Below are 15,595 nucleotides of genomic sequence, written 5' to 3' on the forward strand. Positions count from 1 at the left end.
CGCTGCTATCCTCTTCGCCGCCCGGCAGGAGCCGGATGACACCAAGGGGATAGAGCAATGATTGCCCGCCGTACCGTCCTGCTGTCCGCCGCCATCGTCGCGGCGCTCGGCCTCGCCGCCTGCCACAAGAAAGACGAAGCACCGGCCGCCGATCCGAAAGCCGTCGCCGCCGCCCAGGCGGCCATCGCCTCGCCGGCCTGGCTGCGCCAGCACCTGCCCGCACAGACCGTCGCCTACCTGCGCATCCCGTCGCCCTGGGCGGCGATCGGGGGCGTACCGAACGGACGCCCCCTCGACGCGGCCCTTTCGTCCAAGGCCCACCTCGATACCGTGGCGCGCATTCGCGAAAGCATGGCCAAGGACAAGGTGCTCGCGGATCTCAAGCTTGCACCGGTCGTGAACCTCCTGCTGGGCGACCTGCGCTCGCCGGTGGAAGCCGTGTTGATCGATCCACTCGGCATTCCGGCGCCCACCTCCCGCGTGGTCCTCACCGCCGTACTCGATGTCCCGTCGATCGAGGCGTTCAACGCGCGCATCGCCTCGCTGGACACGACCTCGCCACTGCTCGCCGCGCCGCTGGACGCGCAAGGCAATGGTCAACTCACCGGTGGCGGCGCCATCCGTTACGTCGTCGCCGAACACCGCCTGTGGGCGACCCAGTCGGCGCAGGAGCCGAGCGACAAGACCAAGCTTGACGAAGTGATCGCCACCATCGGCAAGTCCGCACCGGCCACGGCACCCGTCACCCTGGGCACGCTGGAACAGCGTATCGATACCTCCGGCGAAGGCCTGTTCGGCTGGGTCAGCGTGCGCGGTGTCGGCGGTGTCGCCGCCGCGCAGGCCGGCGATTCCCCGCTCGGCAAGCTCCCCGCCGACTTCGCCTCGAAGGCGGACGCCATCGCATTCGGCGGCGGCACGGTCGATGGACGGGCGCAATTTCGCGTCATCGTGCACGCGCCACAGGCTCGCCTGCTGCAATACCTCGCCCCACACGCCTTCGCGCCGGACCTGAAAGCGGCCGGCGAACCTCGTTGGGCGATGACGCTGTCGCTACCCGATGCCAAGGCGTACAAGACCTTCGAGGACAATCTCAACCTCGACTTCGGCCAGGACGCCGCGAAGAGCTACCGGGCTGGCGTTGCGAAGATAAAGACCCGCTACGGCGCCGAGCCGGCCGACTGGTTCCGCTGGTTCGGCCCGGAGTTCCTCGTGTTCTCCGACGATGCCGGCCTGTTCTTCGCCCTGCGCACGCCCGATCGCAAGGACTGGTACGCGCGGATCGACTCCCTCGCCGCGAAGGGATGGAAGACCGGCGTGTCGACGGTCGACGGCACCGAGGTGCACTGGCTGTACATGCCAGGACCGGGCACGGAAGACATGCCGGCCGACGCCGATCCGACGCTGAAACCGCTGATGGCCCTCACCGGGCGCCTCGGTGGTCGCTCGTACTGGGTGGAGGACGGCGACTGGATCGTCATGGCGAAGGTGCCCCAGGCACTGTCCGACCGCGCCGCGGCCAAACCGGACACCTCGCTCGACGACTGGTTCAAGGCGCGCGCCTATCCCGGCAACCGGACCCTCGTCGGCTATACCGCCACCAGCCGCGATGCTCAGCGCGAGGCTTATTACAGCTACCTGCAGATCCTGCAGTTCCTCGGTGCCGCCTCGGGCGCGGATGTGGACATCAGCCGCCTGCCCTCCGCGCATACCCTGAACCTCCCGGAGAAGGGCGTGATCGGCGCGGCGGTGGAGGTCGATCCGGAAACGCTTGCGATCTCGTTCACCTACGAGCAAAGCCCCGTCGAGCTGGTCGGCTCGGTGGGCGGCATGGGAATCGTGGCCGGCACGGCCATCGTGGCGGCTATCGCCGTGCCGCAGTACCAGAACTACATGCTGCGCAGCCAGGTCAGTGGGGCGCTTGCCGCGGCGGATGCCGTGAAAGTCGCGGTGGCGGAGCACCGGCAGAGCACGGGCAAGTTCCCGGCCAGCAACAAGGCCGCCGGCCTGGGTGCGCCGGAAAGCCTCGGCAACGAGTACGCCGGCTCGGTCGAAGTGGGACCCGGTGGCGAGATCGTCGTCACCATGGACGCCACGCCGCCGCACAAGACCGACGCGCGGCTGGATTCCGCCACGCTGGTGCTTACGCCTCGGGTCGAGGGGAACGCGGTCTCGTGGGGCTGCTCCGGCGAGGGCGTGGATGCCAAATACCTGCCGGCGAACTGCCGGGACGAGCCATTGCTGCCCTGACGGCATGGGCGGCCGCTGACGGCGGCCGCGTCCCGCGGGGGCATGCTCACAAGTCATGCGGACGCCACGCTTTTCCTTTATAATCGGCGGCTTCCCAAACCAAAGAGGCGATCCGGCCCACTGCCGGCGCATAACGCATGTCGATCGAAAACCTGCGCAATATCGCCATCGTCGCTCACGTCGACCATGGCAAGACCACCCTCGTCGATCAGCTTCTGAAGCAGTCGGGCACGCTCAACGAGCGTACCGTGCTGGCCGAGCGCGTGATGGATTCGAACGACCAGGAAAAGGAACGTGGCATCACGATCCTCGCCAAGAACACCGCGATCACCTGGGAAGACAAGAAGAAGGGCGTCAAGAACCGCATCAACATCGTCGACACCCCGGGACACGCCGACTTCGGCGGCGAGGTCGAGCGCGTGCTGTCGATGGTCGATACGGTGCTGATCCTCGTCGACGCGATGGATGGCCCGATGCCGCAGACGCGCTTCGTCACCCAGAAGGCGTTCGCGATGGGCTTCAAGCCGATCGTCGTCGTCAACAAGGTCGACCGCCCGGGCGCCCGTCCGGAGTGGGTCGTCGAGCAGGTGTGGGACCTCTTCGCGAAACTCGGCGCGACCGATGAGCAGATGGACTTCCCGATCGTCTACGCCTCCGCGCTGAACGGTTACGCGTCGCTCGACGAGAACGTCCGCGAAGGCGACATGACCCCGCTGTACGAAGCGATCATGCAGCACGCGCCGAAGCCGGACGTCGATCCCGATGGCGCCTTCCAGATGCGCATCAGCCAGCTGGACTACAACAACTTCGTCGGCGTCATCGGCATCGGCCGCATCCAGCGCGGCACCCTGCGCAAGGGTATGCAGGTCGCCGTGATCGACCGCGAAGGCAAGAAGCGCCAGGGCAAGGTCGTCCAGGTGCTGGGCTTCCTCGGCCTCGAGCGCATCGAGCAGGATTCCGCCGAAGCGGGCGACATCGTCGCCATCTCGGGCATCCCCGACCTGACCATTTCCGATACGGTCACCTCGCCCGACGTGCCGGAAGCGCTGCCGCCGCTCAGCGTCGACGAGCCGATGATCAGCATGACCTTCCAGGTCAACAACTCGCCCTTCGTCGGCAACAAGGATCTCTCCGGCGGCAAGTTCCTCACCAGCCGCCAGCTGCGCGAGCGCCTCGACCGCGAAAAGGTGCACAACGTCGCCCTCCGCGTGGAAGACGGCTCCGACGCCGACAAGTTCCTGGTCTCGGGCCGCGGCGAGCTGCACCTCTCGGTGCTGATCGAGAACATGCGTCGCGAAGGCTACGAGCTGGCCGTGTCGCGTCCGGAAGTCATCATCAAGGAAATCGACGGCCAGAAGATGGAGCCGATCGAGGAGTTGGTGATCGACGTCGAGGAAATCCACCAGGGTGGCGTCATGGAGCGCCTGGGCATCCGCAAGGGTGAGTTGAAGAACATGGTGTCGGACGGCAACGGTCGCGTCCGCCTCGAGTATGAAATTCCGGCTCGCGGCCTGATCGGCTTCCAGAACCAGTTCAAGACGCTGACTCAGGGCTCGGGCCTGCTGTTCCATGTGTTCAAGCATTACGGTCCGTACACGCCGGCTCCGATCGCGAAGCGCCAGAACGGTGTCATGATCGCCAACGCCGCGGGTACCACCCCGGCCTACTCGCTCGGCCCCCTCCAGGAACGCGGCAAGCTGTTCGCCGCCGAGGGCGACTCCGTGTACGAAGGCCAGCTGATCGGCATCCACGCGAAGGACAACGACCTCACGGTCAACGCGATCAAGCCGAAGCCGCTGACCAACATGCGCGCCTCGGGCAAGGACGACGCCATCCAGCTGACCCCGCCCACGAAGTTCACGCTGGAGCAGGCGCTGGACTTCATCGACGACGACGAGCTCGTCGAGGTGACGCCGAAGGAAATCCGCATGCGCAAGAAGCACCTGACGGAAAACGACCGCAAGAAGGCATCGCGCGGGGGTTAAGCGCTGTTCCTCGTGCGTTGAAGAGAAGGCCCGGCGAATAGCCGGGCCTTCTCGTTGATGGGCTGCGCTGCCGCGCGGATCGCCGACAGGGTCGGCTCCCACCCCACTCCTCCCTGCCCGGCGACCTTGCCGCTGCCTGGTGGGAGCCGACCTTGTCGGCGATGGGTGCTCGCCTCACCCTGGCGCTCTGCCGACCAGCTTCAACAAAAGGTCGATCTGTTCCTGCTGCTTCGCCAGCATGCGTTCGAGCTGGTCGCTGCGCATCTGGTCGAGCTTGTCGTGCAAGCCCATGATCTCGATCTCGGCCCGCAGGTTCACCTTGTAGTCGTTCGCTGCATCGAGGCGGTCCTTCGCGGCCTGGCGGTTCTGGCTCATCATGATGACCGGTGCCTGGATGGCGGCGAGCATCGACAGCAGCAGGTTGAGGAAGATGTACGGGTAAGGGTCGAAGGGCCGGTGCAGAAGATAGGAATTCAGGCCAGTCCACAGGGCCAGCACGATCGCGAAAATGATGATGAAGGTCCACGAGCCGCCGAAACGCGAGACCTTGTCCGCCAACCGCTGGCCGTAGGTCAGGTCCGAACTGAAGACCTCGTTGACATCCTCGGCCAACAACTTGCGCTGGACCAGACGGTCGAGTATCCGTTGTTCGGCGTGGCCGAGATCCGACAGGCTCTTGGCGAACCAGCGGCGCGCCGCGTGCTCGCTGGGGTGTTCATTCTCTGACATGGGGCTATCCTCTCGAAGACAGGGATCGGTTTCCGGCATGACGCTAGCACGCCCCGAGAGGACATCGCTTGTCGCGATATCCCATAGGCATCCAGCGTCGCGTGGACGTCATCCGATGTCCGAGGACAGGCGTGCCGGCGTCGGCCATGCGGACATCGCTCACCACCTCCCCGCGGACACGCGGAAGGAAGTCCGGGAACTCCCGCCTTACATAGTCGATCAATCCTTCGCGAACCTTGCAGCGCAAGTCCCACGACTTGCCGGAGTTCGGCGAACTCACCAACGCGCGTCGCTGCATCGCCTTGTCGTTGGCATCCACCACCTGCAGGGCACAGACCCGCCCGTCCCATTCCGGGGACGCCTTGCACAGGCGCTCCAATTCCGCACGGAGGGACATGCCATCAGGGCCACGCCGATGCCTAGCACCACGATCACCACCATCGCGGGCGAACGCGAAACGCGTCCACGGATGCGCAAGATCAGGCATCCACTCGGAAGGGTTCATGGGCCCCTACCCTGGAACGGACGATGTCCACGTTTTGTTGTGACGCAGCAGGGGCGAGGTAAAGTGAGGCCATGGCCACCCGCCTCACCACCGAAGCCTTCGTCCTGCCAGACCTGCTGCAACCAGGGCTGCGTCTGGTCATCTGCGGTACCGCCGCCGGGACACGTTCGGCACGGGAGCGCACCTACTACGCCCATCCCGGCAACATGTTCTGGCGCACGCTCTTCACCGTGGGCCTGACGCCCCGCCTGCTCGCTCCGGCGGAATATCCCTCGCTACCGGAATTCGGCATCGGTCTGACCGATCTTTCGAAGTTCCACTACGGCAACGACGCCGAGCTTCCGATCGATGCCTTCGATGTCGCCGCCCTGCGCAGCAAGATCGAACATTACGCGCCGCAGGTGATCGCATTCACCAGCAAGCACGCGGGGCTATCGGCGCTCGGCAAGGGCGCCACCTATGGGTTGCAGCCGGTACCGTTCGCAGGCATTCCCGCCTTCGTGCTGCCCTCGCCTTCCGGCCAGGCAAGGCGATCATGGGACATCCGCGTATGGCAGGCGCTGGCGGATTTCGTCGCCGCTCAGCCGCCCGGGACCGAACGATAGGCACGGACATCGTTTGGCGACACCGAGGGAGCCTTGTTCGACCAGGCCTGCCGGATATAGGTCACCACCGCGGCCGCGTCGTCATCGCTGAGTTTCTGCGAGAACGGCGGCATCGAGTACGGTCGCGGATTCGCCGCCGTGGCCGGGGCGAATCCGCCCGTGAGCACGATGCGTATCGCGTTGATGCCGGTGGGGTCGGTCACCGAGCCATTGCCATCGAGTGGCGGATACGCCTCACCCTTGCCGCGTCCGTCGGCGGCGTGACAATCCGCGCACTGTTCCGCGTAGACCGTGCGTCCCTTCAGGGCGAGATCGCGCGCGTCGGCGCCCGATTCACGCATGCGCGGCGGATCGCGCGCGGGCAACGACTTGAGGTAGGTGGCCATGGCAGCGAGGTCGCCATCGCTCAGGTGCTGCGTGCTGCGCATCACCACCTCGGCCATGGGGCCGATGGCCGCGCCCTTGAGCGAGCGCCCGGTCTTCAACAAGGCGACGACGTCGGCTTCGGTCCATCCTGCGAGGCCACCGCCGGCACCCATCGACAGGTCGGGCGCGTACCAGTTCTGCACGGGCACGATGCCTCCGGCGAGGAAGGGATCGTCGACCATCGCGCCGAAGCTGTTGCGGCGCGCGTGGCATTCATTGCAATGGCCGAGCCCCTGGACGAGGTACGCCCCCCTGTTCCATGCCGCGGAACGCCCGGCGTCCGGCTGGAACTCGCCTTCACTGAAGTACAGGGTGCGCCACGGGCCCATCAACGAACGCATGCTGTAGGGCCAGCGCAGCGTGTCGTCCGTGTTCGCACGCCTCACGGCGGGCAGGGTCTTGAGATAGGCGAAGATCGCGTCCGTATCGGCTCGCGTGACTTTCGTATACGAGGTGAAGGGAAACGCCGGATACAGCGAGGTCCCATCGTGGCCCTCGCCCGAGTGCATGGCACGGTAGAAGTCGTCGGCGCTCCACGCACCGAGTCCGGTATCGCGATCGGGCGTCAGGTTCGGGGCGGGAATGGCGCCGAACGGCGTGGGTACCACGCGGCCGCCCGCGAAAGGCTGGCCGTTGCGCGCGGTGTGGCAGGCGGCGCAATCGCCGGCCGTGGCGAGGTATTGGCCGCGCTGCACGACGTCGTCGGCGAAGGTGACGGTACTGGCCAGGACCAGCGAGAACAGCACGAGGAGGCGGGATATCGTCGTCATGGATCAGCCTCCCAGTACGCCGCAACGCAGCGGAGGCTTCACGCTTCCGGCGGGCTCCGCATGCGCATCGGCGGGAACAGGACGCTGTGCCAGCCAGGCGGATACCGCACTGATGTCGGCGTCGCTCAAGCGGCTGACGATGGTCGCCATGCAATCGGGTTCGACGGTACGGCGCGTATTGGTTCGCCATGATCCCAACTGCGCGCTGATGTAGTCGTAAGGCAAGCCGACCAGCCCGGGAATGTCTGGCTGCACGCCGGTCAGGTTCGGTCCGTGGCAAGCCATGCAGGCAGGAACACCACGGGACGGGTCGCCCTTCGTGGTCAGCTGCTCACCGCGCGCCATCGCCGCGGCCGTCGTCGCCGGCACCGGGTGCCGCGCGTAAGGCACCTCCTGCATGGCGAAGTACTCGGCGATCTCGCGCATGTATCCGTCGGTCAGCGGTGCGACCGTGTATTCCATGATGTCGTAATGGCGCAGGCCACGCTGGAAGTCCTGCATCTGGCGGTGCAGGTAGCCTGCGGGCTTGCCTGCCAGGCGTGGATTGAAGCCGTTGTCACCACCTTCGCCATGTTCACCGTGGCAACTCGTGCAGGCGGCGATGCGCTGAACCAGGGTGTCGGGTACGACCGGCGGGTCGCTGGCCATCACCGGTGCGGCGCAGAGCACGGCAGCCATGATGGCGAGCCGGCGTACGAGACAGCGCATATGACACTCCCTGGTAAACGTGGACCATACCCGTCGGCTGGCAGGCGGGTATGGCATCCGCACAGTATAGCGGTGCGTCGCCCGGGTAAGATTGAGGCGACCCGCCGTCCCACCGCCAAGGGAAACACCACATGCAGCATGTATGGTCAAAACCGGCCGCCCTCGCCGCCGCCCTCGCATTGATGCTTGCCGGTGGCGCGGCCCTCGCCCGCGATGCGGGCGAAGACGACGCCTTCGCCTCGATCGCCACCGTACGCCAGGCCTACGCTTCAGGGGCCCTCACGCCCGAGGGTCTCACCCGGCTCTTCATCGAGCGCATCGCGACGATCGACCAGGCCGGCCCGACCGTCAATTCGATACTCGAGACCAATCCCGACGCGCTCGCCATCGCCCGCAAGAGCGGCAAGAGCGGGCCGCTGGCGGGTATCCCGATATTGCTGAAGGACAACATCGACACGGGCGACCGCATGATGACGACCGCGGGCTCGCTGGCGCTCGTGGGCAAGCCCGCGCCGCGCGACTCGGGCGTCGCCGCTCGCTTGCGCAAGGCGGGTGCCGTGATCCTGGGCAAGACCAACCTCAGCGAATGGGCGAACATGCGCTCCAACCACGCCACCAGCGGCTGGACCGGACGTGGCGGCCTCACGGTCAATCCCTATGTGCTCGACCGCAATGCCTGTGGCTCCAGTGCCGGTTCGGGCGCCGCCGTGGCCGCGGGCCTCGCCACCGTGGCGATCGGCAGCGAAACCGATGGCTCGATCATCTGCCCCGCCGCCATGACCGGCCTGGTCGGCATCAAGCCGACGGTAGGGCTGGTGAGCCGTGCCGGCATCATTCCCATCTCGCACAGCCAGGACACGGCGGGCCCGATGGCGCGCAGCGTGGCGGACGCGGCGACCGTGCTTGGCGCCATCGCGGGCAGCGACCCCCGCGATCCAGCCACGGCCGAGGCGGACAAGCACGCCACCGACTACACGAAATTCCTCGACCCGGACGCGCTGCGCGGCAAGCGCATCGGCGTGGTGCGCCAGTTGGCGGGCATCGAACCGAACGCGGACCATGCATTGGAAACCACCATCGCCCTGCTGAAGGCACAAGGCGCGACGGTGATCGACCCGGTGGAGATTCCGCACCTTAAGGAGTTGAGCGACAACGAACTGAACGTGCTGCTGTTCGAGTTCAAGCACGACATCCAGGCCTACCTTGCCACGCGGCCGGACCAGCCGATGAAGACGCTGGCCGACCTCATCGCCTTCAACCAGCGCGAGGCGGCGAGGGAAATGCCTTGGTTCGGCCAGGAACTGTTCCTTGCCGCGCAGGCCAAGGGTGGCCTGGACGACCCGAAATACATCGAAATGCGCGACACCAACAAGCGGTTGGCGGGCCCGGAAGGCATCGACGCGGCGCTGGCGAAAGACCATCTCGACGCCTTGCTCGCGCCGAGTTGGGGTCCCGCCTTCGTCAATGACCTGGTGCTGGGCGACCACGTGGTGAGCGGCGACCCGACCGTCGGCGGCGTGTCCGCCCCGGCCGCGATCGCCGGTTACCCCTCGATCACGCTCCCGGTGGAATTCGCGCACGAACTGCCGGTCGGGGTGGTGTTCTTCGGTGCGAAATGGAGCGAGCCGACCTTGATCGCGATCGCCTACGGCGTGGAGCGGAAGGCCAACGCCTTCCGTCGCCCGAAGTTCCTGCCGACCTTGCCGACAAGGTAACGGTACTCACACGGGAGCCACTTCCGTTGTGGGAACCGCCCCTGTCGGCGATAGCGACTACGCCTTGTTGGCGAACTCGCGCACGATCGGTGCGAGCTTCGGATCTTCCAGCGCCATCGCCATGGTGGCGCGGACCAGGCCAGCCTTGTTGCCGCAATCGAAGCGCGTGCCCTCGAAACGGTAGGCCAGCACCTTGCCCTTGTCCTTGAGCAGGTTCTCGATGGCATCGGTGAGCTGGATCTCGCCGCCGGCGCCTTCCTTGGTATTGCGCAGGTATTCGAAGATCTCGCTGGGCAGCACGTAGCGGCCGACGACGGCGAGGTTCGACGGCGCATCCGCGGGCTTCGGCTTCTCCACCATGTGGGTGATCACCGATGCGCGATCGCTGAGCTGTTCGCTGGTATCGACGATGCCGTACTTGTCGGTGTCGTTCTCAGGCACTTCCTCGACGGCGATGACACCGGCGTCGTTGGCGTCGGCCACTTCGGCCATCTGGCGCAACGCGCCCTTGCCCTTGGTCCAGATCAGGTCGTCCGGCAGCATCACGCCGAAGCGCTCGTTGCCTACCACGGGTGCGGCGCGCAGCACGGCATCGCCGAGGCCGAGGGCTTCCGGCTGGGTGACGAACACGCAGCGAACGTGACGCGGCAGGATGCCGCGCAGGATCGACAGCAGTTCTTCCTTGTTCTTCTCCGCGAGCTTCTCTTCCAGCTCGTAGGCCTTGTCGAAATAATCGGCGATCGCATGCTTGTAGCGGTTGGTGACGAACACCAGCGTATCGGCACCCGCGTCGACGGCTTCATCCACTGCGTACTGGATCAGCGGACGGTCGAGCACGGGAAGCATTTCCTTGGCCACCACCTTGGTCGCGGGAAGGAAGCGCGTACCGAGACCGGCGACGGGAAATACGACCTTGCGCAGGGGTTGGGTCATGCGTTGTCTCCACTTTCGTTTCGGCGTAGCGGCAGCACGTTGTCGGTCTGCGGCTCGCTCCAGCGGAAGGAAGGCAGCAGCTGCGACACGCACCGGCGCAGGATTTCTTCATCGAACACGGCCACGGCTTCCTCGGCGCGTGCCAGCTGTATCTGCAACATTTCCCACGAAACCTGGCGGTGCTGTGCCTGGAAGATCTTCGCGTGGGTCGTGCTGGTGTAATTCTCCAATGGGTGGAACAGTTCCTCGAACAATTTCTCGCCCGAACGCAGCCCGGTATAGACGATCTGTATGTCGGAACCGGGACGCTTGCCTGCCAGACGGATCATCTGCTCGGCGAGGTCGCGGATCTTCACGGGATCGCCCATGTCGAGCGCGAAAATTTCACCACCCTTGCCAAGGCTGGCTGCCTGCAGGATCAGCTGGCAGGCCTCGGGAATGGTCATGAAGTAGCGCGAGATCTCCGGGTGCGTGATCGTCACCGGGCCGCCCTGGCGAATCTGCCTGCGGAACAGCGGGACCACCGAACCGGCGGAGTCCAGTACGTTACCGAAGCGGACGGTGATAAAACGTGTCGAAGTATGCGCTGCGAGGTTCTGGCACCAGATCTCGGCCATGCGCTTGCATGCGCCCATCACCGAGGTCGGGTTCACCGCCTTGTCGGTGGAGATCAGCACGAACGATTCCGCACCGCAGCGCACCGCGGCATCGGCGACGATGCGCGTGCCGAGCACGTTGTTGCGGAAGGCCTCGCGGAGCTGGCCCTGTAGCATCGGCACATGCTTGTACGCCGCGGCATGGAAGACGATCTGCGGCTGGGTTTCCTCGAACAGGCGATTGACCGCGGTGGCGTCGCGCGCGTCGGCCAGCACGCCGTTGAAGATCAACTCCGGATAGGCCGAGGTCAGCTCCTGGCCGATGCGGTACAGGTTGTACTCGGACATCTCGACGACGGTGAGCGAGCTGGCGCCCAGGCGAGCCACCTGACGGCACAGTTCCGAGCCGATCGAGCCGCCGCCACCGGTCACGAGCACGCGCCGGCCGCTGATGTTCTCGCGAATGGCCGTCCAATCCAGCTCCACCGCATCGCGTCCGAGCAGGTCCTCGATGGCCACTTCCTTGATCTCGTTGAACTGCGCACGCCCCGCGACCACATCCTCGAGGCGCGGCACGGTACGGAACGGCAAGCCCGTGCTCTCGCAGAACGCCACGATCCGGCGCATCTGCGCCGTGGTCGCTCCGGGCACCGCGATCAGCAGCATCTGTACCGCCACGGCCTTCGACAACTCGGCCAGCTGGTCCACCGTGCCGAGGACGGGGATGCCGCCGATCTGCGCACCGCGCAGCGCGAGGTTGTCGTCGACGAAGCCGATGACGCTGTAACGGCTGTCGCGGCGAAGGTCGCGGGACAATGCCTCGCCCGCCCGGTCGGCGCCCACGATGAGCACGCGCTTGGTCGGCGCCGACTGGAACAGGTCGATGCGGCTGTCCTTCCAGAAACGGTAGCTGAGCCGAGGCAGCCCGAGCAGCACCACCAGCACCACCGGGTACACCAGCAGCACCGAGCGGGGCACGCCATCCAGGCGCGCGTACATGACCATGGCCAGGCCGATGATCAGCGCACCGATCACCGTCGCGCGGATGATGTTCCACAGGTCGGGCAGGCTGGCGAACCGCCAGACACCCTTGTAAAGGCCAGTCCAGTTGAACACCGCGCCTTGCACCAGCAGCACGATGGGAAACTCCATCGGCAGGTACGTGACCGGCGCGAGGTCGGGCATCAAGGCATAGCGCAGGGCCTTCGCGGTCCACCAGGCGAGCGCCGCCATGGCCAGGTCGTGCGCGACGACCGCCGTGCGAGGGTGGATGATGCCGATGAACTTACGCAGAAACATGTCGCTCCCTTCGACGCAAGCAGGTTCGCTTGCCAGTACGCCAGACCGCTGCTCCGAACAGGTACACCGCCCCCATGCACAGGGGCGCCGCCGCTGGCGAGCGGAACGCGATCCATGCGACGGGAACACAGACGAGCACGTTCCATGCGAAGTAGCCGGTGGCTACCTTCCGATGTGACGCCCCTCGCCTCACGAGCCACTGGTAAAGGTGTTCGCGGTGCGGAGTGTACCAGCGCGCACCGCGCAGCATTCGCACGAGCAACGTCAAGGTCGCGTCGATGACGAAGGCGGAAGAGAAAATCAACGCCGGCCAGAGCAAATTCGTGCGAAAAACCCATAACGTCGCGGAAATCGCAAAAACCATGAGGCCGACGGTGCCGCTGCCCACGTCGCCCATGAAGATCCGGGCCGGGGAGCGGTTGAACCACCAGAAGCCCGTCGCTGCCGAGGCCAGGGCAAGGGCGGCACCGGCGATGGCCGGATTGCCGGCGGCCCAGGCGAGGGCCGCCGAGGCTGCCCCGAAGAATATCGCCTGCTGGGCGGCCAGGCCGTCGATCCCGTCCATGAAATTGTGCAGGTTGATGCACCAGACGCCGGCCACCAGCAGGGGCAAGGACCAAAGCAGGCTGGCGGTACCTGTCGCCAGCGCGAGGCAGAACAGGAGGGTGGCGGCCAGCTGGATCATCAGGCGCGGCTTGATCGGCAACGACCCATGGTCGTCCAGCCAGCCGATCGCGGCCACCGCGATCACCGCCATGGTGAAGGCACCGGCCGTGACCGCCCCGGGAGAGCCCGGCAGGAGCAGCAAGGCCGCCGGCATGCCGGCCAGCGCACCGGCGACGATGCCGATGCCGCCGCCCCGGGGGGTGGGAAGCGTATGCGAACGGCGCCGTCCCGGCGCATCGAGCATGCCGCGACGATGCGCGTAAGCGATGGCCACGCGCACGCTGGCGAAGGAAACAAGGAAGGCGACCAGGGCGCAGCCGATCAGCAAGGAGCCGGTGCTTGCTACAGTGAACCTCATTCGTTCGCGACGCCATGGATGGGGCGGACCGTGCCCCAGCTCTTGCAGCTCGGGCACTGCCAATGGTGCGCCTTGGCACCGAAGCCACAGCGGCTGCACCGGTACATCGCCTGCCCTTCGAGCAGCTTGCGTGTCAGGTCGCGCAGGATGAGGTAGTTCTCGCGGGCCTCGCCGGAGACCTTGTCCATCGTCGCGTCGATCAGCGCCATCAGGCCGCGCACCGACGGACGCTTGCGCAGCTGCCCGGTGAGGAAATCGATGGCCGTGCGTTCGCCGTCCCTGCCCTCGTAAAGCCGGGTCAGCGCCAGCACGGGCGATATGCCGTGGTAACGCTCCATGATCTCGCGCAGGAAGGCCTCCGCGCGGTCCATCTGCTGCGAGCGCGCATAGCAGTTGAGCAGCGGGGGCAGTATCTCGGGAACGAAGGCGATATCCGCCGCGATGGCGGCTTCGTACGAGGCGATCGCCGGCTCGAGTTCGTCGTCCTCCGAGGAAAGACGACCGGCGATCATGTGCGCGCGGACGCAGTCCTGCTGGCACGCGAAGGCTTCCTTGACGTACTCACGTGCCTCGGTACGCGCCCCGTGCTGGCGCGACTGCTCGGCGAGTTCGCAATAGAACTGGGCGATCATCGCCGACTCGTCCTCACCGGTCATGGTCTCCAGCCGGCGCGCATGATCGATGGCCTTGTGCCACTCGCGCTCGTGCTGGTAAATCGCGATGAGGTGACGCAATGCCGAGGGTGCCAGCGCATCCATGGCCACGAGGTCGGAGAACAGCGTTTCGGCCCGGTCGAGCAGGCCGGCCCGCATGTAGTCCTCGCCCAGTTCGAGCAAGGCCACCGTCTTCATTTCGTCGGACAGTCCCTGGCGCGAGACCAGGTGCTGGTGCAGACGGATGGCGCGGTCGACCTCACCGCGTTTGCGGAAGAGATTGCCCAGGGCAAGATGGGTCTCGACCGTGTCGCGGTTGTACTCGGCAAGGCGCAGGAACACCTCGAGCGCCTTGTCCTGCTCTTCGTTCAGCAGGTAGTTCAGGCCACGAAAGTAATCGGAGGAAAGCTCGTTGACCCGCTCTCCGGAACGCCTCGCATGGCTCCTCCGGCCGAGCCACCAACCGCAGGCAAAGGCCAACGGGGGAACGAGCGCCAACAACCAGATCGGATTCATGCGGCCGTCGCGTTGTCCGCCTTGCGTTCGCCGCGGCTGCGCCGGTGCCTTCGATGGGCGAACGAGGTTCCCAGCCACGCGGTGATCCCGCCTAGGATCCATCCCACCAGCACGGCCACCAGCATCGCCCCTCCCTTGGGCAGGGACAGCTGGGCGACGCCGAGGTCGAACGGCACCAGGTCGGCATTCAGCGCGCCGAAGACGATTCCGGCGGCGATGAACAGCAAGAGAAAGATGATGGCTAGCAGACGCATCCGGGGACTCTACCCGAATCCTGAATAACATGGTGCGGTGCGGTTGGCTTTTCATACAGCTTCGGCGGCACGTTCAGGACTGGGTGCCTGGGATGAGGCGCTTGGTTGCCATGTATATCTTTGACGGGCTCGGCTTCGCCCTCGCGTTCGTCGTGTGCCTGGCGGGGGAGCTGCCGGGCGCCGCCCTCGGCGCGACGGCTCTGCTCCGCACACCCCCACGCGAGGGCGAAAGCCGAGCTGGCGAAGCGCCCAAAAAAAACGCCGCGTCACTGCGCGGCGTCGGTTTCCTCGATAAGGTTTACGCGTTCGCGTAATTCCTTGCCGGGTTTGAAATGAGGTACGTGCTTGCCCGGCAGAGCTACCGCTTCGCCGGTCTTGGGGTTACGCCCCATGCGCGGTGGGCGGAAGTGCAATGCAAAGCTGCCGAAGCCGCGGATCTCGATACGTTCACCCGTGGACAAGGCGTGGCTCATCTGCTCGAGCACACTCTTGACGGCAAGTTCCACGTCGCTGAAGGCAAGGTGGGTCTGGCGCCGCGCCAGCGCCTCGATCAGTTCCGACTTTGTCATGGGTCCCCTGGTGGTTCTCGAAGCTGACGCAAATCTGTCAAACAACAGCGAGGGGCGGCAC

General features: G+C 65.9%; 14 protein-coding genes. 4 read left to right on the forward strand and 10 right to left on the reverse strand.

All coding sequences use genetic code 11. From position 1 onward, the window contains the following. Window positions 1-57 precede the first annotated feature (57 nt). A complete protein-coding gene (locus J2T07_RS04570) occupies window positions 58-2,247 on the forward strand; it encodes a pilin (protein ID WP_306847639.1) in 2,190 nt (729 codons plus the stop codon). A gap of 137 nt (window positions 2,248-2,384) precedes the next feature. Continuing rightward, window positions 2,385-4,232 carry a translational GTPase TypA gene (gene typA / locus J2T07_RS04575; protein ID WP_306847641.1) on the forward strand — a complete coding sequence of 616 codons (1,848 nt, stop codon included), beginning with the start codon at window positions 2,385-2,387 and terminating at the stop codon, window positions 4,230-4,232. 174 nt (window positions 4,233-4,406) lie between these two features. Here the strand turns inward: typA and J2T07_RS04580 are convergent, their stop codons facing one another. Together J2T07_RS04580 and J2T07_RS04585 are read right to left on the reverse strand one after the other, a co-directional pair. Continuing rightward, entirely contained in the window at window positions 4,407-4,961 is a 555-nt protein-coding gene (locus tag J2T07_RS04580; RefSeq protein WP_306847643.1) for a DUF1003 domain-containing protein, read from the reverse strand. 43 nt (window positions 4,962-5,004) lie between these two features. Beyond that, the gene (locus tag J2T07_RS04585) at window positions 5,005-5,358 is read right to left on the reverse strand and encodes a hypothetical protein (RefSeq protein ID WP_306847645.1); all 354 of its coding nucleotides are present in this window, start codon (window positions 5,356-5,358) and stop codon (window positions 5,005-5,007) included. A 179-nt stretch (window positions 5,359-5,537) separates the two neighbouring features. Here J2T07_RS04585 and J2T07_RS04590 point away from each other — a divergent pair, with 179 nt between their 5' ends. Beyond that, window positions 5,538-6,071, forward strand: coding sequence for a mismatch-specific DNA-glycosylase (locus tag J2T07_RS04590; RefSeq protein ID WP_306847647.1), 534 nt, complete (start codon window positions 5,538-5,540; stop codon window positions 6,069-6,071). Here the strand turns inward: J2T07_RS04590 and J2T07_RS04595 are convergent. Next, window positions 6,047-7,267: a cytochrome c gene (locus tag J2T07_RS04595; protein ID WP_306847649.1), complete on the reverse strand. Its 1,221-nt coding sequence runs from the start codon at window positions 7,265-7,267 to the stop codon at window positions 6,047-6,049. The two genes, J2T07_RS04590 and J2T07_RS04595, sit on opposite strands and share 25 nt — an antisense overlap. A 3-nt stretch (window positions 7,268-7,270) precedes the next feature. Continuing rightward, complete coding sequence (locus J2T07_RS04600; RefSeq protein ID WP_430539306.1) at window positions 7,271-7,975, reverse strand: c-type cytochrome; 705 nt, start codon at window positions 7,973-7,975, stop codon at window positions 7,271-7,273. 131 nt (window positions 7,976-8,106) lie between these two features. On the opposite strand from J2T07_RS04600, the gene J2T07_RS04605 reads away from it, so the two are divergent. Further along, a complete protein-coding gene (locus J2T07_RS04605) occupies window positions 8,107-9,690 on the forward strand; it encodes an amidase (protein ID WP_306847651.1) in 1,584 nt (527 codons plus the stop codon). Window positions 9,691-9,747: 57 nt separating this feature from the next. On the opposite strand, the gene galU is transcribed toward J2T07_RS04605, so the two are convergent. From galU to J2T07_RS04635, 6 genes are all read right to left on the reverse strand, one after another. Further along, a complete protein-coding gene (gene galU / locus J2T07_RS04610; protein ID WP_306847652.1) occupies window positions 9,748-10,623 on the reverse strand; it encodes a UTP--glucose-1-phosphate uridylyltransferase GalU in 876 nt (291 codons plus the stop codon). Next, window positions 10,620-12,518, reverse strand: a complete 1,899-nt coding sequence (locus J2T07_RS04615; protein WP_306847653.1) for a polysaccharide biosynthesis protein — start codon at window positions 12,516-12,518, stop codon at window positions 10,620-10,622. Before J2T07_RS04615 ends, galU begins: the two co-directional genes overlap by 4 nt. After that, window positions 12,505-13,542 carry a glycosyl transferase family 4 gene (locus tag J2T07_RS04620; RefSeq protein WP_306847655.1) on the reverse strand — a complete coding sequence of 346 codons (1,038 nt, stop codon included), beginning with the start codon at window positions 13,540-13,542 and terminating at the stop codon, window positions 12,505-12,507. Before J2T07_RS04620 ends, J2T07_RS04615 begins: the two co-directional genes overlap by 14 nt. Beyond that, complete coding sequence (gene lapB, locus J2T07_RS04625) at window positions 13,539-14,711, reverse strand: lipopolysaccharide assembly protein LapB (protein ID WP_306847657.1); 1,173 nt, start codon at window positions 14,709-14,711, stop codon at window positions 13,539-13,541. The genes J2T07_RS04620 and lapB overlap by 4 nt, the downstream gene beginning before the upstream one ends. Beyond that, window positions 14,708-14,965 (reverse strand): LapA family protein, encoded by a 258-nt coding sequence (locus tag J2T07_RS04630; RefSeq protein WP_306847659.1) that lies wholly within the window; start codon window positions 14,963-14,965, stop codon window positions 14,708-14,710. The genes lapB and J2T07_RS04630 overlap by 4 nt, the downstream gene beginning before the upstream one ends. Before the next feature lie 266 nt (window positions 14,966-15,231). Further along, a complete protein-coding gene (locus J2T07_RS04635) occupies window positions 15,232-15,534 on the reverse strand; it encodes an integration host factor subunit beta (protein ID WP_306847660.1) in 303 nt (100 codons plus the stop codon). Window positions 15,535-15,595 lie beyond the last annotated feature (61 nt).

The organism is Luteibacter jiangsuensis (assembly GCF_030812295.1).
GTDB lineage: Bacteria > Pseudomonadota > Gammaproteobacteria > Xanthomonadales > Rhodanobacteraceae > Luteibacter > Luteibacter jiangsuensis_A.